Source organism: Halohasta litchfieldiae, from assembly GCF_002788215.1.
Lineage (GTDB): Archaea > Halobacteriota > Halobacteria > Halobacteriales > Haloferacaceae > Halohasta > Halohasta litchfieldiae.
In genome coordinates, this window is the sequence record NZ_CP024845.1 from 2,434,885 (window position 1) to 2,459,084 (window position 24,200).

Here is a 24,200-nt window from a genome sequence, read left to right on the forward strand (position 1 = left end):
AGTGCCACCCGTACGGGATTCAACACGAATGAGCGCTGGCGCTATCGGTTCATCACGATCTACCTATGCGATTCTCGGCTGTGGGAGCGTCGGCCACGCAGTCGCCGAAGAGTTGGCCGAGGAGGGCAACGACGTTCTCATCCTCGATAAAGACGAAAGCCGCGTCGAGGCCCTGCGCGATCAGGACCTCAACGCCAAGTTGCAGGACATCAGCGAGCCGGAGGTGGCCGACGTGGTCGCCGACCGGGATATTATCCTCGTGCTCGCCTCGGACGTCGAGGCCAGCAAGGCCGCCGTCTCAGCGATCCGCAACCGCGGCAGCAACCAGTATATCGTCGTCCGCGCTTCCGATCCCGTCACCGAAGAAGAGCTCCGCAACCTCGGCTCGGATGTCGTCGTCAACCCGTCGACGGTCATCGCCGAATCCGCCCTGCGGAGCCTCGAAGCCGGCGAACTCCAGTACAAGGCCCGACAGCTCGCTGACATCCTCGAAGCGACCTCCGGTCGACTCGCTATCCTCACCCAAGACAACCCCGACCCCGACTCGATTGCCAGCGCGACCGCCCTCCAGTCGATTGCCGCGGAGTTCGGCATCGAGGCCGACATCCTCTACGATGGTGATATCGGCCACCAAGAGAACCGCGCGTTCGTCAACCTGCTGGGGATCGAACTGCTGGCCCGCGAGGAGGCCCCGGATCTCGACGAGTACGACCGACTCGCCTTAGTCGACAACATGAAATCCGGCGACCGAAGCGTCGAGTTGGATATCGATATCCTCATCGACCACTACGAGCCCGACGAGGATCTCGAAACCGAGTTCGTCGACATTCGAACCAACGTCTCCTCGACGTCGACCATCCTCACCAAATACCTCCAAGAGTTCGACCTTTCGCCGAGTGAGACGGTCGCCACCGCCCTGCTGTATGGGATTCGGGCCGAAACGCTGGACTTCAAACGGGATACGACGCCCGCCGATCTCACGGCGGCGGCGTATCTCCATCCGTTTGCCAACCACGACACGCTCGAACAGGTCGAGTCGCCCTCGATGTCGCCCGAAACTCTCGACGTGCTGGCCGAAGCGATTCAGAACCGCGAGGTTCAGGGGAGCCATCTGTTTTCGAGTGCGGGCTTCATTCGGGACCGAGATGCCCTCGAACAGGCCGCCCAATACCTGCTTGATCTGGAAGGTATTACGACGAGCGCGGTGTTCGGGATTGTCGACAACGAGATCATCGTCGCCGCCCAATCGAAAGATATCCGGATCGATATCGGCAGCGTCCTGAAAAACGGGTTCGACGGCATCGGCGAGGTCGTCGGTCACTCGAAACAGGGCAGCGTCGAGGTGCCGCTCGGCATCTTCACCGGCATTGAAGCCAGCGAGGACAACCGCGATACGCTGCTGCAGTTGACCGAAGAGGCAGTCCGCAGAAAGCTCTTTGAGGCGATGGGTGTGGAAGGCGGCGAAAGTACGAACGGCTCCTAGACGACGGCTTCTTCGACGTCTTCGGGTTGCTTGAGACGCTCGATCACGTCGTTGATGAGGATCACGTCACCGACCGCGCGAACCCATCGATAGGGGATGATGACGCCCTCACCGGGAGAAACTGTCTCGGAAAACAGTTCGGCGTTGAGTTCGCCGACCGCCAACCCGGTGACGGCCTCTTGGTCCAGATTGAGGCGCACGTCTTCGACTTCACCGACAAAGACACCGTTGTTCGAGTATACTTCGCGTCCGACGAGGCTCGTGATCTCCTGTGGGGTCCCGTCCATGGGGTGACGGTTGTGTGTGCTGATATTAAGTTTTCGTGATTGAAAGCCGTCCGTCTGACAGGCACACAGCAGTGGTCGACGACCCGACGGTCGGTGGGATTTTATACTCCCAGCCTATATCACGGCCAATGGCAGCACCGACAGCGGGACCGCCAGCCGATCCCTCGGTCGCTGGCGACTACGATTACACGAGCGACGACGTCGACGACCCGGAGCTGCGGGACGCACTCGACGCCCTCGTCGACGGTGACGTACGCTTCGATAGCTACTCGCGACAGCTGTACGCAACTGACGCCTCGGCCTATGAAGTAACGCCCATCGGCGTCGTCATGCCAACGTCGACCGATGATGTCGCCGCAGTCATGGCCTACTGCGCCGACAACGAGATTCCAGTCCTCCCGCGCGGCGGCGGCACCAGCCTCGCGGGCCAGACGGTCAACACGGCGGTCGTCCTCGACTTTAGCAAATATATGGACGACATCGTTGCGGTCGACCCCGCGGCCGAAACCGCGACCGCCGAAGCCGGAACGATCCTCGGCGAGCTCAACGCCGAACTCCGCCCCCACGATCTCAAATTCGCGCCAGACCCGGCGTGGGGCGACAAAAGCGTGCTTGGCGGCGCAATCGGCAATAACTCGACCGGCGCGCACTCGCTGAAATACGGCAAAACGGACTACTACATCGAAGAAGTCGAGGCCGTCCTCGCCGATGGCACGGTCACGCGGTTCGGCGAGATCGACATCAGAACGATCATGAAGGAGGCTGACGCCGACGCTGACGAGCCACTTCCCCGAATCTACGCCGAAGTACAAACTATTCTCCACGAGGATGTCGACGAGATCGATGCCAGGTATCCCGACCTGAAACGGAACGTCTCGGGCTACAATCTGGATATGTTGGTCGACGACGCCCGCGGAGAACTCCAACTTCCCGACCAGTCAGGGCCGGACCCAACGTCGAGACCGTGGACGGTCAATCTCGCCCGGCTGTTGGCTGGCAGTGAGGGAACGCTCGCGATCATCACCGAGGCGACTGTCTCCTTAGAGCCGATTCCGGAGACGACCGCGGTCGCCCTGCTCACGTATGATGACGTGCTCGACGCCGTCCGAGACGTCGACCCAATCCTCGACCACAACCCCGCCGCAGTCGAGGTGATGGATGACGTCCTGCTGGATCTGGCCCGCGAAACCGAGGAGTTCGGGCCGGTCGTCGACCTGCTGCCGGAGGGCACCGATTCGGTCCTCTTGGTCGAGTTCTACGCCGACAGCACGGCGGATGGCAAACAGCAGGTCGCGGATCTGATCGCTGATCGGGTTCCCGACGCAACGAGCGAGGTCGACCCCACTGCTGGCGCGGCCGAGTTGACTGTCGACGCGCCGACCGCGCGGACGGCGATGGAGGCCTACGACGAGGAGACGAAGGCGAAATTCTGGAAAATGCGGAAATCCGGGCTGCCGATTTTGCTCTCTCGAACGAGCGACGCCAAACACATCGCCTACATCGAGGACACCGCGATTCCGGCTGAGAACCTGCCTGCTTTCGTCGGTGACTTTCAGGAGATCTTAGACGAGCATGACACCTTCGCCAGCTACTACGCCCACGCGGGGCCGGGCGTCCTCCATATCCGGCCACTGGTGAATACGAAAACCGTCGACGGCGTTGAGACGTTCGAGCAGATCGCTGACGAGGTGACCGATCTCGTCGTCCAGTACGGCGGCTCCGTGTCGGGCGAACACGGCGACGGCCGTGCCCGCACTCAGTGGAACCGAAAGCTGTACGGCGACCATCTCTGGTCGGTGTTCCGCGATTTAAAAACCGCCTTCGACCCCGACTGGCTGCTGAATCCGGGCAACATCTGTGGCGACGTCTCGATGACCGAAAATTTGCGGTTCGATCCGGCCTACGAGTTTGATGCCGGCTTCGACTCCAAACTGGAGTGGGACAACGAAAACGGGTTTCAGGGAATGGCCGAACTCTGCCACGGCTGCGGCGGCTGTCGCGGCAGTCAGGACCTCACCGGCGGCGTGATGTGCCCGACGTTTCGGGCGGCCGACGAGGAAATCACGTCGACCCGGGGGCGAGCGAACATGCTCCGGCAGGCGATGAGTGGTGACTTGCCCGAAGACGAAGCCTTCAGCGACGAGTTCGTCACCGAGGTCTTGGATCTCTGTATCGGCTGCAAGGGCTGCAAGAAGGACTGTCCGAGCGGCGTCGACATGGCGAAACTCAAAGTCGAAGCCACCCACGAGTATCACCAGCGACACGGCTCTTCAGTTCGGGACAAGCTGTTTGCCAACATCGAGTCGCTGTCGTCGCTCGGTAGTCTGGTCGCGCCGGTGGCCAATGCGACCAGAAAGATTCCGGGCGTCCGGACGCTCATGGAAAAGACGGTCGGCATCGCCAAAGAGAGGAGCCTACCAACGTTCCGCTACGAAAGCCTCGAAGACTGGTTCGATGCCCGCGGTGGGTCGACCGTTCCACAGGAGGAGGCCAACCACACCGCGATCCTGTTCCCGGATACCTACACTAACTACAACCATCCCGAGGCTGGACAAGCCGCAGTCCGCGTGCTCGAAGCCGCCGGCGTCCACGTCACGATTCCCACGGGCCTCGGCGGCAGCGGTCGACCACCCTACTCGAAAGGGTTCATCGACAAAGCCCGTGAGACCGCACAGCAGAACGTCGACGCGCTCGCCCCAAAAATCGACGAAGGATGGGACGTGGTCGTGGTCGAACCATCCGATGCCGTGATGTTCCAGTCGGACTATCTCGATCTGCTGTCCGGTGAGGCTGTTGAAACAGTCGCCGCCAACAGCTACGGCATTATGGAGTATCTCGACACATTCGACATCGACAGACGGCTCTGGTTCCGTGAGGACCCCGAAACCGGCGAATCGCTGACCTACCACGGCCACTGCCACCAGAAAGCCACGACGAAAGATCACCACGCCGTCGGCGTCCTCCGGCGGGCGGGCTACAGCGTCGACCCCCTCGATTCGGGCTGTTGTGGCATGGCTGGTGCCTTCGGCTACGAGGCCGAACACTACTCGATGAGTCAGGCGATTGGCCGGATTCTGTTCGACCAAGTCGACGACAGCGAGGGCGAAACCGTCGTCGCGCCCGGAGCCTCCTGTCGGACCCAACTCGGTGACCGGGATGGCGAGGTCGCCGAACCGCCACATCCAATCGAGAAAGTCGAGGCAGCACTCGACTAACTTCTCTGTTATTCCGGTGACGGCGTCGACAGCGGTGTCGACTGCATCAGATGGTCGTTGATCGCATCGCGGACCCACGAGATGGCCTCGTCGCTCTCGGTTTCGATAAAGGCACGTGCCCCACCGCGGTCGTCGAGGACGACGAGTCCCGCGGTGGCAGTCGACTCCGTTTCGGCGACGACCAGACCGTATGCTGGCGTCGTCTCGACCTGATGGAGAGCGACACGCGACTCATCGAGCAGCTGTTGGAGCGACTCGGTGTGAGAGCCGACGAGCGTCGAGGCTACTGGATCAGTCAGTACGATATCGGCTCGGGCCATCTCCTCGTCACAGAGCGCGACCCACTGATCGATCACCTGTGGAAACACTGCCGGGAGGACGGTCTGTGTCCATCGCCCCTCGTCAAGCACCGAGCAGAGCGCCGAAATCGGCTGCTGGGGCGCGTGCTGGCTGGCAGTGACGATGGTGGCATCCTCGAACACCACGGGATCGAGCTCGAAGTCCGGCGGGAGTTCGGCCAGTAGTTCCCGCCCGTTGAGCAGCGTCCCGGCCGTCGACGCAAACCGGTCGTACTCGGCGAGTAGAAGCTCCCCAAGCAGCGTACGCTGATACCCTTCGGTCGACCGGGCGAGCAGGCCCGCCGATTCTAGCTCCCGAATCCCACGGTCGACGGTCGACCGAGAAACCACTAACTGGTCGACGAGTTCGCGCTTGCCGACCCCATCGGTTCCGACCGCACGGAGGATCGGCTCACGCTTGGTGACCAGCGAAATCGCTCCGGCCGTATCACGGTGTTCCATCCGACTCTCAGCCTCCAGCGGAAGTAACAGGAGATATTACTGACATATGTATATAAACAACCAGCAAATATATAAAGGTTGGTCGTCGGCTGACGAGCCTGGTCAAGCAGTGAGGTAAAGATGAAACCCGCCGGTAGTATAGACGCCGGGGTGCCTCTGACAAACCGGCAACGTGATTGGCCGCCTTGCCCGGACGGCTGATCATCCGCTTGATGGCCTTTGCCCGGACCATCAGGCATCGACCGGCCGACTTTGCCCGGGTCGGTTCGGTTCTGCGTCCGCCCGGCTACCATTCGGTGGCCGGGGAGACGTTTCAGTTTACTCCCTTCGAGTGACGACCACTGCATACTCTCACCAGTCGACGAGGGGGTAACACGACCTCTTATTGTGGTTGCTATCAAACAGGTAGACGACGATGAGCGAGCAATCCCAGACGTCGACAGTAAGTATCGTTGGTGGCGGTCCGGCCGGACTAAGTGCGGCGCTTTTTACCCAGAAAAACGGGCTCGAAACCCGTGTCTTCGATCTCGACGGGACGTGGATGCACAAGGCCCACCTGTTCAACTACCTCGGCGTTGGCTCCCAAGACGGCTCGGCGTTCATGGAGACCGCTCGGAATCAGGTCGACAGCTTCGGCGTCGAGCGACATCAGGGTGAAGCCGTCGAAACGATCAGCGATGCCGACGATGGATTCGTTCTTGAGACTGACGACGGCGAGTACGAGTCCGACTATGTCGTCCTCGCAACCGGTGCGAATCGCGACCTCGCCGAATCGGTCGGCTGTGAATTTACCGACGATGACGTCGTAGACGTCGACCTCTCGATGCAGACCAGCGTCGAAAACGTGTACGCGACCGGTGCGATGGTTCGGGCCGAGGAGTGGCAGGCAGTCATCTCCTCGGGCGACGGCGCGGCCGCAGCCCTGAATATTCTTTCGGACATCAAGGGCGAACACTACCACGACTTCGACGTTCCAGCCGACGCCGATAGCGTCTTCGGTGGGATGAGCGACGAGGCCTGAGACTCGGCGTAGCGTCAGCGTAGCGTCGACAGCCAGCAACTGTTTTGTGAACGAAAAATACCGCAACGTTTGACAGTAGGGCCACCGAGAGGGTAGATATGGACTTCGATAGACAGAGTGGTGTGTTCCTCCACCTTACCTCACTGCCGGGCCCACACGGGATCGGCGACCTCGGCGACGGCGCACGCGAGTTCCTTTCGTTCCTCCAACAGGCAGAACAGGCCTGCTGGCAGTTCTGCCCACTGGGACCGACCTCCTCGGCCCACGGCAACTCGCCGTACCAGTCGTTTTCGGCGTTCGCTGGTAACCCACTGCTGATCAGCCTCGACCGACTGGTCGACGACGGCTGGCTGACCGATGAGGACCTCCAGCCAGTCCCCGACTTCGACGAGCATTCGGTCGACTACGAGGCGGTCGGCGACTACAAACGCAACCAACTCCGGACCGCCCACGAGCAGTTCCGCGAGACCGCAACCGACGACGACTACGCGGCCCTCGACGAGTTCCGCGATGAGGAGTCGTGGGTCGACGACTATGCGCTGTTCCGCGCGCTCAAACAGAAACACGACGGCGTGGCGTGGGTCGACTGGCCCGAACCGATCCGGACCCGCGATCCAGACGCCCTGAGCGAGGCCCGCGAGGAACTCAGCGAGGAAATCGAGTACCAGACGCTGATCCAGTACTGGTTCGATAAACAGTGGCAAGCCTTCAAAGCCGATGCTGAGGAGAAAGGGATCAAACTCGTCGGCGACGTGCCGATCTATGTCGGTCTCGACAGCGCCGACGTGTGGTCGAGCCCCGAGGCGTTCCAGTTGGACGACCAGAACCGACCGACGGCGGTCGCGGGTGTCCCGCCAAACGCTGGCGACTCCGGTCAGAAGTGGGGCAATCCGCTGTATGATTGGGAAACGCTCGCCGACAACGACTACGACTGGTGGGGTCGACGCCTCGGTCGACTGTTCGAGCAGGTCGACATTACTCGCCTCGATCACTTCCAGGGCTTCCTCGAGTACTGGGCCATCCCAACCGAGGCCGACTCGGCCGCAGAGGGTGAGTGGCGGGATGGGCCGGGGGCCGCCTTTTTCGAGGCAATCGAGGCGCAACTCGGCGAGCTGCCGTTCATTGCGGAGGATCTGGGGTTCCCGGATGCGGAGCTACAGGCGCTGATGGATCGGTTCGACTTCCCCGGCATGCGAGTGCCGCAGTACGCCGACTGGTGTCAGGGTGGCAACGAACACCAGCCGATGAACTATCCCAAGAACTCAGTGGGCTATACGTCGACCCACGACACCGACACCTTCGACGGCTACTATCAGACCCTCTCGGAGCGCCAGCGGGACTGTTTGCAGTACAATCTGGGCGTCGACGGCAGCGAGATCAACTGGTCGATGATCGAGGCTGTCTGGCGATCCGACGCGGTCCTCGCGTTTACCACGATGCAGGACTTGCTCGGTCTCGACAGTCACGCTCGGTTCAACACGCCGGGAACGCTCGACGGCAACTGGACGTGGCGCGTCACCAGCGAAGGACTCGACGAGAGAATCGCAAAGAAACTCGGGACGATGACTGCTATCGAAATTCGATAATCAGTTCGTTCCGGCGGCCGCCGATTTGGGGGCTGTAACGTAGGCTGTTGGCATCGATTACAAGTCGGCGTCGACCGGTAGAAAACTATCGCTGGAACAGTCGTCATGGATTCGCTCGACGATGTCGGTAACACGCAACAACTCACATGTGTGTTGGTCTCGATAGTTTACGGACCACTGATGCCGAATAGATGGGGAACCCAACTGAGGATGACGAGATAGACAACTGCCGCAATCATGATGACAACGGTCTTGAGCCACGAGAGCGGGTCATGGCGGAGGCGAGCGACGCCAATGGCAGCGATTAGCCCACAGGCTGGAACAACCACTTGGATGGCTATGGCTCCCGATATGCCACCCGTGGCTACCAGTAAGTCGAGCAGTGTGGGTGGACCGACGACCAACAACGCAAGATTGTTGAGGCCGCCGAAGACACCCATCACGACGATTACGTAGGTCGACACCGCCGTCGACAGCCGACTGTGACGGCGTGTCGACGCCGAGACGGCAAGTCCAAAGCCACCAAAGTAGCCGACGACGAACAACGGATGGCCGTCCCAGAGTCCGTTTATAATAGGGTTGAGTTCTTGGTAGCTGACGGTCCCGAGGACGACCCACGTCGTCAGCCCGTCGAGACAGATCCCCGCGAGGGCTGCGAGCCGTATCCAGTCGCTCGATACGCCTTTTGACAACCGGCCGCCGAAACGCGTGTCGACGCTCGCTCGGTCAGCCACACCACCGCGTTCGACCAGCGCTGGGTAACTCCTATTGGCCGTTGGCTCGACTGTTCAGCACAACAGTTCAGGTAGGCGACTAGTCGACAGGAGGAACTATGTGTGCTCAGCCGAGTAACTCAGTCAACTGAATGAGTGACGAAGAAACGATTACGGTCGCTGACGTCAGCGCAGGACCGGGTGGCGCCGCAGATACCCCCGCCGGAACCCCGGTCGACCTCCCAGTCGTCGACATCCTAACCGGCCGCGGCTTTGTCACCGGCAAAAGCGGTAGCGGTAAATCCAACACGGTCTCGGTGATGTTGGAGAATCTGCTGGACAACAACTTTCCCGTGCTGATCGTCGACAGCGACGGCGAGTACTACGGCCTCAAAGAAGAGTACGAAGTCCTCCATGTCGGCGCGGACGACGAATGCGATATCCAAGTCACCGCCGATCATGCCGAAAAAATAGCTTCCCTTGCCCTCGAAGAGAACATCCCGATCATCCTCGATGTCTCGGGCTATTTGGACGATGATGACGCCGACCAACTGGTCTTAGAGACGACGCGACACCTCTTCGCCAAGGAGAAAAAACTCAAAAAACCTTTCTTGGTCGTCATCGAGGAGTGCCACGAGTACATCCCCGAGCAAAGCGGGATGGGCGAAGCCGGTAAGATGCTGATCAAGATCGGCAAGCGGGGGCGGAAACACGGTCTGGGAATCGTCGGGATCAGTCAGCGCCCAGCAGACGTAAAGAAGGATTTCATCACGCAATGTGATTGGCTCGTCTGGCACCGACTGACGTGGCGGAACGATACGAAAGTCGTCGGCCGAATTTTGGGCTCGGAGTACGCCGACGCCATCGAGGAGATGGGCGACGGCGAGGGCTTTCTGGTGGCCGACTGGGCGACCGATATCCAGCGTGTCCAGTTCCACCGTAAGCGAACGTTCGATGCGGGAGCGACTCCCGGGCTCGAAGACTTCGAGCGACCCGAACTCAAATCCGTCAGCGGTGATCTGGTTTCGGAACTCACCGATATCTCCGACGAGAAGGAACGCCGCGAGAGCGAAATCGCGGATCTCCAGCAAGAATTAGACAAAAAGGAGGCCAAGATCCAACAGCTCGAAGACGAGCTCGAGGAGGCACGAGATCTGAGCCAGATGGCCGACCAGTTCGCTCAGGCGCTCCTCCAGCGCTCGGAGGCCCCTCACCGTGGTGGGCAGGGACGAAACTTCAATCGACCGGCCGAACAGGCTGATATCGAGGATTACCATCCCGAACAGTCGACCAACAACAGCGATGGTCCGACTCCCACTGGCCAGACGCCAGCCGGCGATCCGGGCTTCGATCCGCTGATATCCGAGGCCGAACCCAGCCGTGAGGATGCCGAGGGACCATCCCAGCCGACACCGTCGGAGCCGACAGCCGACGAGCAGTCGGTCGACGATCCGATGGCTGCGCTGGGAGCCAGCACTGAGGCGTCGACAGCGACTGACGAGACTGACGAAACCGACGAGACTGACGCTCCCAACGAGACCGACGCCCCCAACGAGACAGTTGACTCCGAGAAGATCCCGACCGACCCAATCGAGGCGCTCAACACCTCGGCGTTCGATTCGACCGACGGATCGACGTTCGATTTCTCGGCCGAGGAGTCGGCGTTCGACGGCACGGCCGGTGAATCCGCACCCGTCGACCCCTCGCCGGTCGACCCGAACCAAGTGAGCGGCCCGACTGACGCCGAGCGAAAACAGGCAGCCAGTGACTCGAAGTTCGGCACCGTCACACGCAAGGAAATCGCCGAAGAGGCGATGCAGTTCGCCGAGGCGGTCGAACTCGGCACCCGGGATGCGGTGGTCGACGAACTCCAAGAACGGATCGCGGGGCTTCCGGAGCTCTCGATTGGAATGCTCAGACATTACCGAGAGGTAGGCAGTAGCAAGCCGCTCGCAGCACACAACGCAGCTGGCGGCGACGACAACCAACAGCTGGCCTACAGCCGGAACCGACCGCTTCGACAGGCCCAGCTGATCCGCCACACCGGTCGCGGGCGCTATGCCTACGCAGTGCCGGAGCTGATCCGTGAGGCCTACGCCAACCAACTCGACGACGAGGAGGTTGCGGCGATGGTCCAATCCATCGAATCCGTGTTCCGCGAGTCAGTCCCCGATCCGCGCGATGACGAGACTGTCGACGCCGACGAATCGGCGGTCACTACTGCGGATACTGACGGCTCAGCGGCCGATACTGACGACAGCGACGACTTGGGGTTCGGATTCGACCTATAAAACGAGTAGCACGGACCGCGACGATCCTATTTAGAGGTCCGAGACGAGGTCTTCGAGTGCCTCTTTCGGATCGTCGGCTTTGGCGACACCGCTGGCCAGCAGGATCCCTTCCGCGCCGAGTTCTTGGGCTGCGGTTACGTCTTCGCCAGTCGACACACCGGCACCACAGTAGACGTCGACCGACTCGTCGACCTCTTGAGCGGCTGCGACGGCGTCAGTGACGATGTCGGGATCGCCGGAGGCAACCGAGACGTCGCCACCGATGAGCTCCGGCGGCTCGACAGCGACCGAGTCAGGACCGAGTGCGGCTGCGGCGGCGGTCTGTCGGGGGTTGTTCGCACAGACACAGGTTTCGAGATCGGCGCGTTCGGCCGCGCGGACCGAGGCGTCGATGTCGGCGAGTTTGCGGCGGTTCTCCGAGTGGTTGATCAGCGTACCGACCGCACCGGCGTCGGCGGCGGCCTCGGCGAGCGTGCTCCCGGTGAAACTGCCGTACTGGTTTGGCGAGACGTGCTGGGCCCACGTTTCGACGCCGGTGTCGGCGACCGCGCTGATCTGGGAGGCCTGCGGCGAGACGGCGATACGGACGCCGGACTCGTCGGCGACTTCCTTGGCGGCTTTGGCGACGGCAATTGGATCACACGGATACGCCTTGAGGTTCACTAAGATGAACATACCACATAACGTGTCGCCCCCGTCAAATAGGTTCATCTTTCAGGCAACAGACTGTGACAGAATTTGCCACATCTATGTCGACTCCACAGAAATGGTTTGCAGAAACAACCGCGTCGACGATGGCTCAGTCTTTGCGCTCGACGACGTCACCGAGGGTCATCGACTGGCCGGAGCCGCTGGACCACTCGGTGTCTTCGACATCGGCACCCTCTGTCAGAGTGATGTCGAGTTTCTTTTCGAGTTTTGCCTTGACGTCATCGCTCGGGAGGATGTCGCCGCGTTCGAGTTTCCGGATGAGACTCGCCTTCTCGTTGAGTTGGTTGGCGAGTTCCTCTTGGGTGAGGTCGATTGATTCTCTACCGTTGCGGATGCGGTCGTCGTAGTCGGCGGCGAGTTCGTCCATGTCGTCGAACATGTCCTTTTTGCGCCGCGTCGACCCGCTGGAGCCGCCACTACCGGAGCTCCCGCCCGAGGAGTTCGAGGTCCCACTACTCGATGAGGTGGAGTACTTGCTGGTACTCGAAGAGGAGGTCTGGGTTTCGACGGCGGTCCCGAACCCTTCGCAGTTCTCGCAGAGGTCCAGTTCCGCACCCTCGACTTTGGTGGTGGTAAGAGACGACTCGTTGGCACCACACATCTCACATTGGGGCATACTCATCGGTAACGTGCGACCCTGTATAAAGCATGCGCCGCGGGCCTACAGGTCGCCCCATGCGCCCCAGAACCGTTGGAGCGCAGTCAGATGGCCAACCACGGCGAAAAAGACGAGCAGCAGTTCGATCACACCGTAGCCAGCGACAATCGGCACGGTGTACACCGCGGCAACGAGCCCAGCGACCGTAATCAACACGAGTCGGTCTGCCCGACCGACAAGCCCGCCGTAGGCCCGACCAAGGCCGACTGCCTGTATCTGGGTGCCGAGATACGATGTCATCAGCACGCCCGTCACCGCGAGGAATCCGAGCGCGAAGTTGTCGACACCCGCTGCCAGTCCACCGATAATAATCAGGTCAGCATAGCGGTCGATCACGTGATCGAGCAGGTCGCCGCCGTCGGAGGCGATCCCCTGCTTGCGGGCGAGTGCGCCGTCGACCAGATCTAACCACCCATTGAGCAACACGAGGAGGCCACCCACCGCGTACCACTGCGGGGTTCCGGCGACAAAGGCCGCCGCAGCCGCCCCCGCGACGCCGAGCGAGAGCACGCTCACGCTGTTGGGCGACAGCCCGAGGCTGTCGGCTGCGGTCACAAACGGTGTCAACATGCGTTCGGCCACCGGGCGGAACTTATCGAGTGTCATGGCAGAAGATACCCCGTGAAGTCGACGTTGCCCGCACTGGGCGACCGATCACCGTCGATTACGGCCACGATCTCGTCGGCGACTGCCTCTGGATCGCGGCCAGTGGTGTCGATCTCGTAGACGGCGTCCTGACCGTGCTGGTCGACAGCCTCTGAGAGTACGACATCAAGCGCCTCGCTTTCGGCGTTTTCTTTGGCCTTTTGCTCGGAGTCACCGCGTTCGCTGAGCCGATCTTCAAGCACGGATGGCTCACAGCGAAGCACGATCACACGGTCGACATCGAAATGATGGGCGAGATGGGATTCGAGGAGTCCATCCCAGTCGCCGAGGTGATTTTTGACGGCCTCGATATCTGTTATTAGGGAGTCATCACGGTCGACGTCCCGCTCGCTCCACAGATCGTACTCCTTGATTTCGTCGTTGAGATGGATGACGGGGATGTCGACGCCACGCTCGGCCAGTAGCTCCGTGGCCGTCGTTTTGCCGGTGCCGGGCGTTCCAGTCACCGCAATCTTCAGCGGCTCCGACTGATCATCGCTCATGTCGGAGCCACCTCTGCCAGAATTCCGTTGATCGTCTCGACGGCCGTCTTCGTCTCCTCGCGGGTGCCACAGGAGATGCGGACACAGCCGGGAAGGCCGAAGCTACTGCAGTCCCGGATGATGACGCCTTCCTCTTGGCTCCGTTCTGCGACACGGCTTGCGTCGCCAACGTCGACCAAGACAAAATTCCCCGCGCTCTCGAAGGTCGGCGCATCGAGGTTCTCGTACATGTACTCGCGTGCCCACTTTGCGGTCTCGACCGAGTGGTCGACGTGGTCGTCGTCATCGAGAGCAGCGAGTCCGGCCCGGTAGGCGAGTTCGTTGGCCGCAAACGGCGTGTTGACGCGGGCGTAGGCGTCGGCCCAAGCCTCGGGTACAGCCGCGTAGCCGATCCGGAGTCCAGCCAGCCCGTAGGCTTTCGAGAACGTCCGGAGGACCGCGAGGTTTTCGAACTCCGAGAGGAGACCGATGCTGCTGGGTCGGTCGGAGTACTCACCGTAGGCCTCATCGACGACGACCAGCGTCTGGTCGTCGACTGCGTTGAGGAGCGTCGTGATCTCCTCGCGGCTCCATTCGGTGCCGGTCGGGTTGTGCGGCGAGGTGAGATGGACGATTCGCTCGCCGTCGTAGGCATCAAGGACGATGTCGGCAGTCTGTTGGAACGCGCCGTCCTTCGAGAGGTCGTACTCGGCGACCTCGCCGTGGTGGTGGCGAGCGCTCATCGAGTAGTAGGAGAAACCGGGCGAGGGGACGAGAACGGAGTCGCCGGGTTCGAGCATCGCTCGCGAGAGGTAGTCGATTGCGCCGTCGGCACCCGGTGTGACCCAGATCTGATTTGCGGAGAGGTCCCACTTATCGGCCAGTTTTTCGGTGAGATCAGTGTGGGCGGCTTTCGGGTAGACGTGGAGGCCCTCATTGGCGCGTGTCGTGACGGCGTCGACGGCCTTCGGACTGGTGCCGTGAGGGTTTTCGTTCGACGAGAGTTTGATCAACTCGTCTGGATCGAGTCCGAGGTCACGAGCGACCTCCTCGATCCCCCGGCCCGGCACGTACGGGCTGGTCGCGGAGAGATCCCGTGGTTGCATAGTCGTTGGAAGCAGACCCCCGCCCTTAAACGTGCTTACACAACCTGTGGGCGCGTGTGTGAGGGGTTAGGTCGAAGTGTCGGCCTCAACACTGACACGCTCTGCATCCGGCCCAAACTCCGATTCGAGCAGGTCGGGGACATCCTCCGGCTGGACATCGGAATACCACTCGTTGCGTGGCTGGATCGAAATCGCGGTTCCCCCCTCGCTACAGAGGCCGAGACAGTCCGTTTCGGTGACCGAGACGGTCGACCAGAACGCATCCCGGTCTCGAAGCCACGATTTGACGGCTGTGAACGTTTCCTCGCCGCCAGCCTCAGCACAGCAAGCGTACCCGGAGTCTCGCTCTTGTGTACAGACGAACACGTGGGAATCGAGTCGCTCTCTGTGTTCGTCGGTTCGGTGTTTCATGCTGACTCCGGGGTTGGCTCGGTCGACTGAGAGATGGCGGCGGCATCCCGTCGCTGGAGCCAACTGAACGTCGCCGCGATCAGCAGCCAGATACCTGCCTGCCCGACGGCGACCATCGCCTGAAAGGCTACGACGAGATCAGTCGACAGTCCCGGATGGCTGACGGTGGTCGGCGTCAGCACTGGCAGGAGGATGATCGTCCCAACGATGGGGACCAGCCCAGCAGCTATACGGAGAAGCCGATGTCGGGAAGCGGTTCGTCGGTAGATCTCGACAGCGGCCACCGAGATGGCGGCTCCGACGAGGACGAGGCCGCCGTAGACGGCCAGCCGGGCGTCGACGCTGTAGAGCTGTTCGGAGGCGGGAGTTGCGGGCGGAAGCACCAGCCACGGTGTCAGCGAAACAGTCAGCAAACCCACCCCGGCGAGCAGGTAGGGTTTGACCGCCTTCCTACCGGGGACGGCGGGTTCGAGCAGAAAGAACGCCAGCGCGAACAGGCCACCGAGGAAAATACCCCACAGCAACCCGCCGCCCACACTCACGATATTCGTCGTCGACTCGGCGACAATAGCGGTTGATTCGCCCGCGGCATGGCTGTGGTCGTGCTGTAGCTCATGGATCGACTCGATCAGTGGGTTTGCCACGACGGAGAGAAACAAGCCGTAGGCTCCTCCGGCGACCCCGCCTGCGAGCACGCCTTGCTTGAGGTAGTCGATCATCGATCAGTGGCAGACGACGCCAGCAGCGTGTCGGAAGTTGTGCAGCGACTCGTGGGCCAGCGGCTCTTGGAGGACGACCAGCGCGAACGTGATCGCGGTGGCAAACGTAAGGAGTGTTGCAGCCTGAATCGGCGTCACGGTCGCTCGTGCGGTCTGGATGCGGTCGGCAACGGTGTCGTCAGTGGAAGTCATAAACTCTACTTGCCTTACTGAAAATTAGATTGTAAAGCTTGTGATTCAGCGAGGTCGCTGTTCGGACGGTGTCGACTGCTCGGCCCACGATGGCTGCTGTCCATCGACCGAGACCGCTGCTCGACCACTGGTTTCGTCGAACACGTGGTGGGTTCGCGGGTAGGCAATCGAAACGTCCGTCTCGTCGAGTTCCGTCTTGATACGTCGGTACACTTTCGACCGGGCTCGTTTCGGATGATACGGCTCGAAGACCCAGAACCGAAGTTCGATGTCGACGCCGTGATCACCGAAATCAGTAACAAAGGTGGTCGGAGCCGCCGGATATCGGTTGCCACCCAGTCTGATCGAGGGCCCGCCGTCGATTACCTCGTCGACTGTTCGGCCAGCCCGTTCGATTCGGCTGAGTGCCGTTTCGAGATCGCTTTCGTAAGTGACGGTGAGTTCGAGCGTAAGCCACGAGCGTTCGTCGGCTTCGCTGTAGTTGATCACATCCCGGCGGTGGATGCTATCGTTCGGGATCACGAGCGTCGTGTTTTCGAGGGTGTGGACTTTCGTATACCGAAGCGTGATTTCCTTGACGTACCCTAACTGGTCGGTGTCGACGAGTTCGATCATGTCGCCGACCTCGTAGGGTCGATTCACGAGGACGAACAGTCCGTTGATCAGGCTCCCGAGAAGCGGCGCGAGAATGTAGGCGATAGCCGCCGTCAACACAGTGACCGACAGCAGGATGTTTTCGGGCTCATACCCGAAGACATTGGCCACCGCAAACAATGCCAGCACCATCACAATCGCCCGCAAGACGCCAAGGAGTGTCTCTGCGACACTCACACGTTGGAGTAGCTTGACGAACTGCGGACGGATCAGTCGGGCAACATACTTCGCGCCATACCAGCCCACGACGAGAATGAGCACGGCAACGAACCACGGCATGCTCGGTCGGAGCATCTCGGAGATGAACTGGCCGAGTCCAGATTGGAGCAGACGAATCATACGGTCGACTGATTTGCCGCCGAGGGAGACAGGGTTACTGTCCACCTATCAACGGCGTAGGCGTCGGCTACCGGCGTCGTAGCTGCCGACTACCGACGGATACTCACCGACTGGGTGATCGCACATCGTGTTCCAGCGTGCCGATCCCTTCGATGTCGACCTCGACGTGGTCGCCATCCGACAGCGGACCAACCCCTGCAGGCGTTCCGGTCGAGATCACATCTCCAGCCTCTAGGGTGAGATGGGTCGTGATTTCGGCGATCAATTCAGGGACTGAAAAGAAAAATTGGTCAATCGACGAGGCCTGTTTCGTCTCGCCGTTGACTCGGAGTTCGATTGTCGCGTCGTCTGGGACCTCGTCGGGCGTCGCCACGACCGGCCCCATCGGGGCGGCGTTGTCGAAGGCCTTGCCGCGGACCCAGTTTTGCTCAGTGTCTTGGTCGTCCCGATTCGAGATGTCGTTGAGACAAGTGTAGCCCTCGACAACATCCATTGCCTCCTCTACTGCGACGTTCCGGCACTGCTCGCCGATCACGACCGCGAGTTCGGCCTCCCAGTCGACGCGCTGTTTGCCTGCTGGCAGAGTCACCGTATCGCCGTGTGTCGAGACCGTGTTCGGCGTTTTGAGAAACAGCAGCGGTCGGTCCGGCACATCCTTATCGCGTTCGGCCGCGTGGTCGGCGTAGTTGAGCCCCACACAGACGATCTTGGTTGGGTCGGTCGGGGACAGAACGTCGACCTCGCTTACCTCGTACTGCTGGTCACCAAACTGAACGGTGCCGTCATCGAACGTCCCACGTCGAACCGAGCCAGCCGGGTCGCGGAAGCGGAGATACTTCATAACGGAGGGATTCGTTGAACGAGTAAAAACGTTTACCAGCGAGGAGTTGGGTAGGCTCCGGCTACCGCGCCAGCGGCATCGCGTAGCTGGTCTCTTCGTCGATGACCAGCTCCCAAGTTCGCTTGCAGTCACAGTCGACCTGCTCGAAGACCGAGGGGTCCTGTCGTAGATCGAAGTCCTTGATTGCCTTCTGAACCTTGTCGTCGCACTCCCCGCAGTTGTGTGCGCCACGATCCGAGCCGTGGCCGACGGGATCGGAGATGACGATGGCATCGATGTCGGCGGTCTGTTCGAGGACGTCGGCGACCGACCAGAGCCACGGCGGCCGGTAGCCGCCCTCGCGGAACAGTTCGTTGACCATCGTGAACTGCTGGACGTTACAGGGGTTCATCGACACCGTGTGACAGCCCTCGACGTCGGCACAGCGCCGAACTGACGCGAGCATGTCGTCCCGAGCCTCGCGCTCCGAGAGGAACGGTGGTTTCATCAGCAGATAGGCTTTGACTCCTGCGCCCGCTTCTTTCGCGGTCGCGCAGGCGTCTTCGAAATCGGAGAAATCGAAGTACTTGTTCACACAGTCGTGGCGAATCTTGTCGGTCGCGGTTTCGAGACCGACTGCGATGTCGACATCGAGTCCCTGCTCGGTGAAATCAGTGATTTTCCCGTGGTCGACGAAGTCCGGTAAGGACTCAAGAACGATCCGCTCGCGGTCACCGAACGTTTCGGCGATGGCCTGCCGGGTTTCGGCGGGCACTTCCCGTTCGTCGAGGAACGAACCGGAGGTGTAGATCTTGATCAGGTCGGCAGGTTCGTCGGCGTTGTCGGCCTCGTGGTCGAGACAGGCCTGGATCTGGTCCATCAGCGCCGAATGCTCGACAGTGCCGCCCTCGACGCTCTCGGCGACGTAGCCACACATCGTACAGCCACCCGCCCGCGCCCACCGACAGCCGCCGGTGTTGAGGATGATCGTCAGCGAGTCGTAGACGCCGCTGGGGGTGTTGTCCTCGTCGAGCCAGACGCGGGTCGGCTCGTGTGGGTCGTAGTGTTTCTCCTTGAGACCGCGGATATCACGCATCACCGAATTGTGTGCGTCCATCCCGCGCCCGTCTTCGTACACTTCTGGGCTCGGCTTACTCATTGGCAATGCTACTCGCGTGAAGGATAAAACCGCATCGCACCGCAGAACGGATGAGTGGAGGGCAACCGGTGCGAAGCGACAGCGGGGGGAGTGTGGAGACAGGTATGGAAAGCTGTCACCACTGAGACAGCGTGGTGGGGCTCTCTCAAGTAGTGACAGACGTGGTGGGGCTGTCACCAGTGTAGTGTGGGACTAACTGTGTCGACCGACCGACGGTTGCAGACCGCCAGCGAGTGGGGCGCTGTCGGGTGCCACCGTCGGCTTTGACACATATCGGCTAAAGATTGGTATGTAAATAACACTTGTACCTATCTGCATAGGTGCACTGAAAATAAACTGCCTATGTGCATAGGCAAGCATCTTGAATTGTCGATTTACGGCGTTATGGAGTCATCGCCTCGGGTGTCGACTGAACCATACCGGTGGTCGACCGACGCGATCAGGAGTAGACTGTCTGGTCCTGTTCGAACAGTTCCCGGAGCAGTTTGCGTTCGCCCGCGCGGAGATGTTGCAGGAACGTCGGTCCGGCGATCCCGAGCCGGTCGGCGATAGTTTCGCCGGTGTTGCTCCGTGGCCACGCAAAGAATCCGGCGTGGTAGGCCGCCTGCAGCGTCTCGTGTTGGCGGTCAGTCAGCGTCTCCTCAAGCTGCTCGCGGAACCCTTGTGGGGTGTCGACCGAGGAGTCGAGCTGTCGCTTGGCCCGTAGTTCGGCCCCCGCAAACGTCGACTCGAACAGTTCGGCCAGCGTCCGGACGTCGGTCGTATCCGGCACGGTCATCGACACCGTGCCGCGGCCCTCGGCTGCGCGGAACTCCGTGAGCGAGACGCCCTGATCGGCGATACAGTTGATCACCGGACTCTCGTCGGTCGTGAGCGTGGCGACAAAACAGTCGTCGCGCTCGACCAACACGGTCGGCTGATCGATCCCGATCCGGTCGGCGTACTCCAAGAACGCATCCGGCTCGGCCCCCTCAACCAGAACGAACTGACGAAGGCGGTCATCCGAGCGCGTACTGAGACTCTGGAGGGTGACCGTACAGTTGGCGGCCGTCGACAGTTGGATGAGATGCTCCTGCTCGCAGTCGATTTCGAACACGACCTCGGTGTCAGCGTCACCGACGAGCGCCCGGCGCTGTTCGGCCGTCCGAAGCGCGTAGCCAATCGTCTCGCCGAGTTCGGCCAGCACGTCCTGCTCTCGGTGGCCGACTGAGGTGCGCCCGGCCGCATACACGATCAGCACGTCATAGAGGATCTCGTTGTGGGTGATCGGAACGAGAACTGCCGTGCCGGCGTCGGGATCGGTGTCGGGGTCGGTCACGTATCTGAGACTCGCCTCGCCGATCTCGGTGGGTGGCGTCTCGACGGCCACCTGTCGGTGGTCGATCACGGTTTCGAGCGTCTCGACGCTGTAGCGGTCGACCAGCGAGACCGGCGAGTCGACGGTAACGTTGGCCCCCAACCCGGCCTTTGCTTGCGGGGTGAGTCGCTCGCTTTCGAGATCGTACTCGCCGATCCAGGCGTAGCTGTAGCGATCCTCGCCGACAAGCCGCTCGCAGACAAGGCGTTCGATCTCTCGCTGTGAACTCACGCTCGTAATCGCCCGGTTGACCGACCGAATCACCTCGTTGGTCTGTCTGAGCGAGGCCAGCTCGGTGCGCTGGCGTTCGAGTTCCCGCTTCCGCTCGTCGAGCAGGGCGGCCTGTTCGAGCCGGGTTAGCGCGCTTTCGGCGTTGGTCGCCACGATCAGAATGCCGTCGCGGAGATAGTCGACCGCGGCATCCCTCCCGGCGGTTCGACCCACCAACACGCCGTGGCTTCCCAGCGACACCCAACAGCTCACCGTGTCGAGTTCGTCGACGGTTCCCGGCTCGACGACGACCGGTTCCTCGCTGTCGGTGGCCGTCGACACCGCCTCGGCAGTCGGGAGCTCGTTCAGAACGCTCGTGGAGAAACCGCTGTCGGCGACGACCAAATGACCATCAGGCGTCTCCTCGATGATCGCGGCATCCTCGAAGCCAAGCGTCTCACAGGTAAGATCGATAGCTGCCTCGTAGACCGCAGTGGGCGAGGTCGCCCGAATGAAACGGTTGGCGTCGGTCGCCAGAGCCTCGTTAGTTTTCTCCCGGCGCATCTGTTCGACCGCGTTTCGAATCCGGTTGGCCAACAGATCCGGCTGCTCGATTGCGGTCGACTTCTCCATATATTCGGTGGCACCCTTTCGGAGCGCCTCGCTTGCGATCTCACCGCCACCATGGCCCGTCAACAGCAAAATCGGGAGCTCCGGCCGCTGTTTGGAGGCTTCTGCCAGTAGCTCTATCCCGTCCATTCCCGGCATCCGGTAGTCAGTAATCAGACAGTCGAGATCCTCATGGAGCTGATCGGCCACCTGCCGTGGCCGTGATTCGGTTTCGAACCGGAGCTCTGAGACCGCTTCACACCGATTGGTAATCACGTCCAGTGATTGCGGATCGTCGTCGACGTAGAGCACCCGGATCGACCGAGACATTGGTTCCCGTTGGAGGCCCGTGATACTGAACGTTCTGTTTTTATTATGGGTAAATTCGTGAGAAAATAGAGTCGACAGATCGGAGATTCAGCTCAGTAGGAACTCCCTACTCGAGAAACCGGTCGCTAACGTCCTCATCGGGGATCATACACTGGTCTTTCCGGCCGAACCAGTCATAGCGGTTGTCGGCGACGAAATCGTAGATGCGGTCACGGAGTCCGCGGGGGACCAGTCGACCGAGCGACAGCAGTCTGTAGATCCCGCCGAGCCGTTCGCCGACGCGGATCGCTGCATCCGATTTGGTGTAAGCCACCCCGTCTTCGACCAACACGACCGTTTCGAGATCCTCGGTTGACAGCCCGGCCTGTTCTTGAATCCGTGTGCCCAGCGTCGACTGAAGCGGTGCAAATCGGATCGTTCCCTCGGGATCACGCGGGATAATGAACTGAATTGCGCCGTTACAGAGGTTACAGACGCCATCGAACAGCAGCACGGGATGGGTGTCGCTCTCGGCGATAGCCGTCTCCTCGTTGGTGTCTCCGGAACTCATTGCTCGGTTCACTGGGTGTTCGGCGACGGGACCATATCAACCCTCGGGCAGAGCCGCCGTCTCATCGCTCTCTGACGTGCCGCACCGTGCTGGCGACACCCCGTGTCGACTCGACCATTTCGGGCCCGTTCATTTCGGCGCGACCGATGCCGAACGCTTTCGGTCCCCGAATCACGACCTCATCTCCCGGTCGGATCTCGTCGCTGGCGTCGACGACACCCGGCGCGAGCACGCTACCGTGGGGCACGAAGCCATCGATTTCGACAACCTTGGTTGGGGCATCGCTGTCGACCCAGCGGTCGGCCCCGTCGAGGGTCATCGCAAGCATGCCGTACTGTGGGACCATCGTCGCCAACTGCTCGCCGTCGGTGTCCCGGACCTGTAGTTTGGGATAGCGACCTGTCGTCTTGATCTCTATATCGCCAAAGAGGTCGTCGCCCGCATCAGGCCCGAACTGGAAGTCGGCGATTGCTTTGACCGTGTTGTGTTCCCGCTCCCGCTTGGCGTATTTGAGTTCGCCTTCGAGGGCGGCCGACAGATTCCCCAGCGAATCCGTCGACGTGGGATGGCCGTCGACCGTGTACTCGAAGTCGAGCGACGAGTCGGACTCGACGCGTTCGACGATGTCGCGGTAGCCGTGGTCGGGAACGTGGGCGATTACCCGCGAATAGTCGTTTCGCTGGAGGTATTTATCGAGCACTGCAGCGACGAACTGCTTTTCGTCCTCGGACCACCGTCCTGTCACCACTGAATCGTAGTGCTGGGCCGGATAGGTCAATTCGAGTTCCTGTGGCACCACGCCAATCGGCGAGGTCATCGAGACGGTGTGGCCCCGGAAGGCGATCATATCGTGGAACCGACTGTGGCTCTTGGATTCGCTGTACGGCTTCCGGGCCGAACAGGGCACGAGGACGAGCGGGTTGTCGAACCGGTTGCGGTACCGACTGGTCACCCGGTCGGCAAACCGCTGGATTTCGACTCTGCGGAGCGAGTCGCTGGTCGCGGCGGCGAGTTCGTTATTTCGAACGACTGGGGTTTGGGTTTCGAGATAGCTGTACTGACTGTCGAACTCCCGGAACGCCGCCGTGAGCCAGTTTTCGTGGCGAGCTTGGCCTTCGATGTAGTCGCGTAGTCGACCGGCTCGAATCCGCTCTCTGACGCGCCGGAGTTCGGCGCGGAGCGCGTTGACGTTGTGGTCGATACAATCTTGCTGGGTGAACTCCTCGCGTGGCCCCTGACAGGCCGGACAGGCACACGGCAGCTCGTCGAGGTCTTCGAGGAATGCCTCGCCGTCGTTTGTGAGATACATTCCTTGACTCCCCTTGACTTTCGCCAGTTTCGCGTCGACACCATCCACGCCCGCATAGACCAGCGTGGCGACGTTGACCGGTGTGGCAACACCCGAAAGAACGAGTGCGGTGTCGGCCGGAAGCGCCTCTTTGGTGCGGATGATCGCGTCCTTCAGTCCTTCGCCGTGACCCACAAATCCGGAGGCGTCGCTCAGAATGGCGGCATCGGTGCCGAGATCACGGGGTGACTCCGAGGAGATCACCGACGCCGATGGAAAGTCGACATCGATTGCGTCCGTGGTAAATGCCTCGCGGACCTCCTCTCGCGTACCAGCAGGCAACGAACGGTGGGGGAGAATCGTCAGTTGGTCGTCGTCGCCCTCCGGAACTGGCTGCTCGGCCGTCCAGTGGCTCCCGCTGTCGACGAGGACATCGTCGAGCAGTGCCGGGGTGTCGACCGGCGTCGAAAGTCGGATCTCGCCGAGACGGGCCGCCCCATCGCGGTCGAGAACCTCGAAATACGTAGTCATACCAATGCTGGGCAGTCGAGGGTGAACTATCTT

General features: G+C 61.3%; 22 protein-coding genes. 5 read left to right on the top strand and 17 right to left on the bottom strand.

The window, feature by feature from the left end:
- Positions 1 to 28: 28 nt before the first annotated feature.
- The gene (locus tag HALTADL_RS12325) at positions 29 to 1,483 is read left to right on the top strand and encodes a DHH family phosphoesterase (protein ID WP_089671038.1); all 1,455 of its coding nucleotides are present in this window, start codon (positions 29 to 31) and stop codon (positions 1,481 to 1,483) included.
- Here the strand turns inward: HALTADL_RS12325 and HALTADL_RS12330 are convergent.
- Entirely contained in the window at positions 1,480 to 1,770 is a 291-nt protein-coding gene (locus HALTADL_RS12330; protein WP_089671039.1) for a PRC-barrel domain-containing protein, read from the bottom strand. The genes HALTADL_RS12325 and HALTADL_RS12330 overlap by 4 nt on opposite strands.
- A 128-nt stretch (positions 1,771 to 1,898) precedes the next feature.
- Between HALTADL_RS12330 and HALTADL_RS12335 the strand changes: the two genes are divergently transcribed.
- Positions 1,899 to 4,985, top strand: coding sequence for an FAD-binding and (Fe-S)-binding domain-containing protein (locus HALTADL_RS12335; protein ID WP_089671040.1), 3,087 nt, complete (start codon positions 1,899 to 1,901; stop codon positions 4,983 to 4,985).
- Between the two features lie 8 nt (positions 4,986 to 4,993).
- Here the strand turns inward: HALTADL_RS12335 and HALTADL_RS12340 are convergent, their stop codons facing one another.
- Positions 4,994 to 5,785 (bottom strand): helix-turn-helix transcriptional regulator, encoded by a 792-nt coding sequence (locus HALTADL_RS12340; protein WP_089671041.1) that lies wholly within the window; start codon positions 5,783 to 5,785, stop codon positions 4,994 to 4,996.
- A 415-nt stretch (positions 5,786 to 6,200) separates the two neighbouring features.
- On the opposite strand from HALTADL_RS12340, the gene HALTADL_RS12345 reads away from it, so the two are divergent.
- Together HALTADL_RS12345 and malQ are read left to right on the top strand one after the other, a co-directional pair.
- A complete protein-coding gene (locus tag HALTADL_RS12345) occupies positions 6,201 to 6,806 on the top strand; it encodes an FAD-dependent oxidoreductase (protein WP_089671042.1) in 606 nt (201 codons plus the stop codon).
- Positions 6,807 to 6,904: 98 nt separating this feature from the next.
- Positions 6,905 to 8,392, top strand: coding sequence for a 4-alpha-glucanotransferase (gene malQ / locus HALTADL_RS12350; RefSeq protein ID WP_089671043.1), 1,488 nt, complete (start codon positions 6,905 to 6,907; stop codon positions 8,390 to 8,392).
- A gap of 167 nt (positions 8,393 to 8,559) precedes the next feature.
- On the opposite strand, the gene HALTADL_RS12355 is transcribed toward malQ, so the two are convergent.
- Entirely contained in the window at positions 8,560 to 9,126 is a 567-nt protein-coding gene (locus tag HALTADL_RS12355) for a DUF5658 family protein (RefSeq protein ID WP_089671044.1), read from the bottom strand.
- A gap of 131 nt (positions 9,127 to 9,257) precedes the next feature.
- On the opposite strand from HALTADL_RS12355, the gene HALTADL_RS12360 reads away from it, so the two are divergent.
- The gene (locus HALTADL_RS12360; RefSeq protein WP_089671045.1) at positions 9,258 to 11,396 is read left to right on the top strand and encodes a helicase HerA domain-containing protein; all 2,139 of its coding nucleotides are present in this window, start codon (positions 9,258 to 9,260) and stop codon (positions 11,394 to 11,396) included.
- Positions 11,397 to 11,426: 30 nt separating this feature from the next.
- On the opposite strand, the gene tpiA is transcribed toward HALTADL_RS12360, so the two are convergent.
- The 14 genes from tpiA to arcS form a co-directional block, all read right to left on the bottom strand.
- The gene (tpiA, locus tag HALTADL_RS12365) at positions 11,427 to 12,071 is read right to left on the bottom strand and encodes a triose-phosphate isomerase (protein WP_089671142.1); all 645 of its coding nucleotides are present in this window, start codon (positions 12,069 to 12,071) and stop codon (positions 11,427 to 11,429) included.
- Between the two features lie 124 nt (positions 12,072 to 12,195).
- Positions 12,196 to 12,723 carry a multiprotein bridging factor aMBF1 gene (locus HALTADL_RS12370; RefSeq protein ID WP_089671046.1) on the bottom strand — a complete coding sequence of 176 codons (528 nt, stop codon included), beginning with the start codon at positions 12,721 to 12,723 and terminating at the stop codon, positions 12,196 to 12,198.
- A gap of 45 nt (positions 12,724 to 12,768) precedes the next feature.
- A complete protein-coding gene (locus tag HALTADL_RS12375; protein WP_089671047.1) occupies positions 12,769 to 13,371 on the bottom strand; it encodes a CDP-alcohol phosphatidyltransferase family protein in 603 nt (200 codons plus the stop codon).
- The gene (locus HALTADL_RS12380; RefSeq protein ID WP_089671143.1) at positions 13,368 to 13,889 is read right to left on the bottom strand and encodes an adenylate kinase family protein; all 522 of its coding nucleotides are present in this window, start codon (positions 13,887 to 13,889) and stop codon (positions 13,368 to 13,370) included. The genes HALTADL_RS12375 and HALTADL_RS12380 overlap by 4 nt, the downstream gene beginning before the upstream one ends.
- 20 nt (positions 13,890 to 13,909) lie before the next feature.
- Positions 13,910 to 14,998: a histidinol-phosphate transaminase gene (hisC, locus tag HALTADL_RS12385; RefSeq protein WP_089671048.1), complete on the bottom strand. Its 1,089-nt coding sequence runs from the start codon at positions 14,996 to 14,998 to the stop codon at positions 13,910 to 13,912.
- A 66-nt stretch (positions 14,999 to 15,064) separates the two neighbouring features.
- Complete coding sequence (locus HALTADL_RS12390) at positions 15,065 to 15,409, bottom strand: (2Fe-2S) ferredoxin domain-containing protein (RefSeq protein ID WP_089671049.1); 345 nt, start codon at positions 15,407 to 15,409, stop codon at positions 15,065 to 15,067.
- Entirely contained in the window at positions 15,406 to 16,128 is a 723-nt protein-coding gene (locus HALTADL_RS12395) for a CbtA family protein (protein WP_089671050.1), read from the bottom strand. Before HALTADL_RS12395 ends, HALTADL_RS12390 begins: the two co-directional genes overlap by 4 nt.
- A 3-nt stretch (positions 16,129 to 16,131) precedes the next feature.
- Complete coding sequence (locus tag HALTADL_RS12400; protein WP_089671051.1) at positions 16,132 to 16,320, bottom strand: CbtB domain-containing protein; 189 nt, start codon at positions 16,318 to 16,320, stop codon at positions 16,132 to 16,134.
- A gap of 45 nt (positions 16,321 to 16,365) precedes the next feature.
- The gene (locus HALTADL_RS12405) at positions 16,366 to 17,358 is read right to left on the bottom strand and encodes a mechanosensitive ion channel family protein (protein ID WP_162551725.1); all 993 of its coding nucleotides are present in this window, start codon (positions 17,356 to 17,358) and stop codon (positions 16,366 to 16,368) included.
- A 58-nt stretch (positions 17,359 to 17,416) separates the two neighbouring features.
- Complete coding sequence (locus tag HALTADL_RS12410) at positions 17,417 to 18,154, bottom strand: fumarylacetoacetate hydrolase family protein (protein ID WP_089671053.1); 738 nt, start codon at positions 18,152 to 18,154, stop codon at positions 17,417 to 17,419.
- 61 nt (positions 18,155 to 18,215) lie between these two features.
- The gene (locus HALTADL_RS12415) at positions 18,216 to 19,292 is read right to left on the bottom strand and encodes an archaeosine biosynthesis radical SAM protein RaSEA (protein WP_089671054.1); all 1,077 of its coding nucleotides are present in this window, start codon (positions 19,290 to 19,292) and stop codon (positions 18,216 to 18,218) included.
- A 439-nt stretch (positions 19,293 to 19,731) separates the two neighbouring features.
- On the bottom strand, positions 19,732 to 21,798 hold the full coding sequence (locus HALTADL_RS12420) for a bacterio-opsin activator domain-containing protein (protein ID WP_089671055.1): 2,067 nt from the start codon (positions 21,796 to 21,798) through the stop codon (positions 19,732 to 19,734).
- Positions 21,799 to 21,904: 106 nt separating this feature from the next.
- Positions 21,905 to 22,348 (bottom strand): thiol-disulfide oxidoreductase DCC family protein, encoded by a 444-nt coding sequence (locus tag HALTADL_RS12425; RefSeq protein ID WP_089671056.1) that lies wholly within the window; start codon positions 22,346 to 22,348, stop codon positions 21,905 to 21,907.
- A gap of 61 nt (positions 22,349 to 22,409) precedes the next feature.
- On the bottom strand, positions 22,410 to 24,167 hold the full coding sequence (arcS, locus tag HALTADL_RS12430; RefSeq protein ID WP_089671057.1) for an archaeosine synthase subunit alpha: 1,758 nt from the start codon (positions 24,165 to 24,167) through the stop codon (positions 22,410 to 22,412).
- Positions 24,168 to 24,200: the final 33 nt, after the last annotated feature.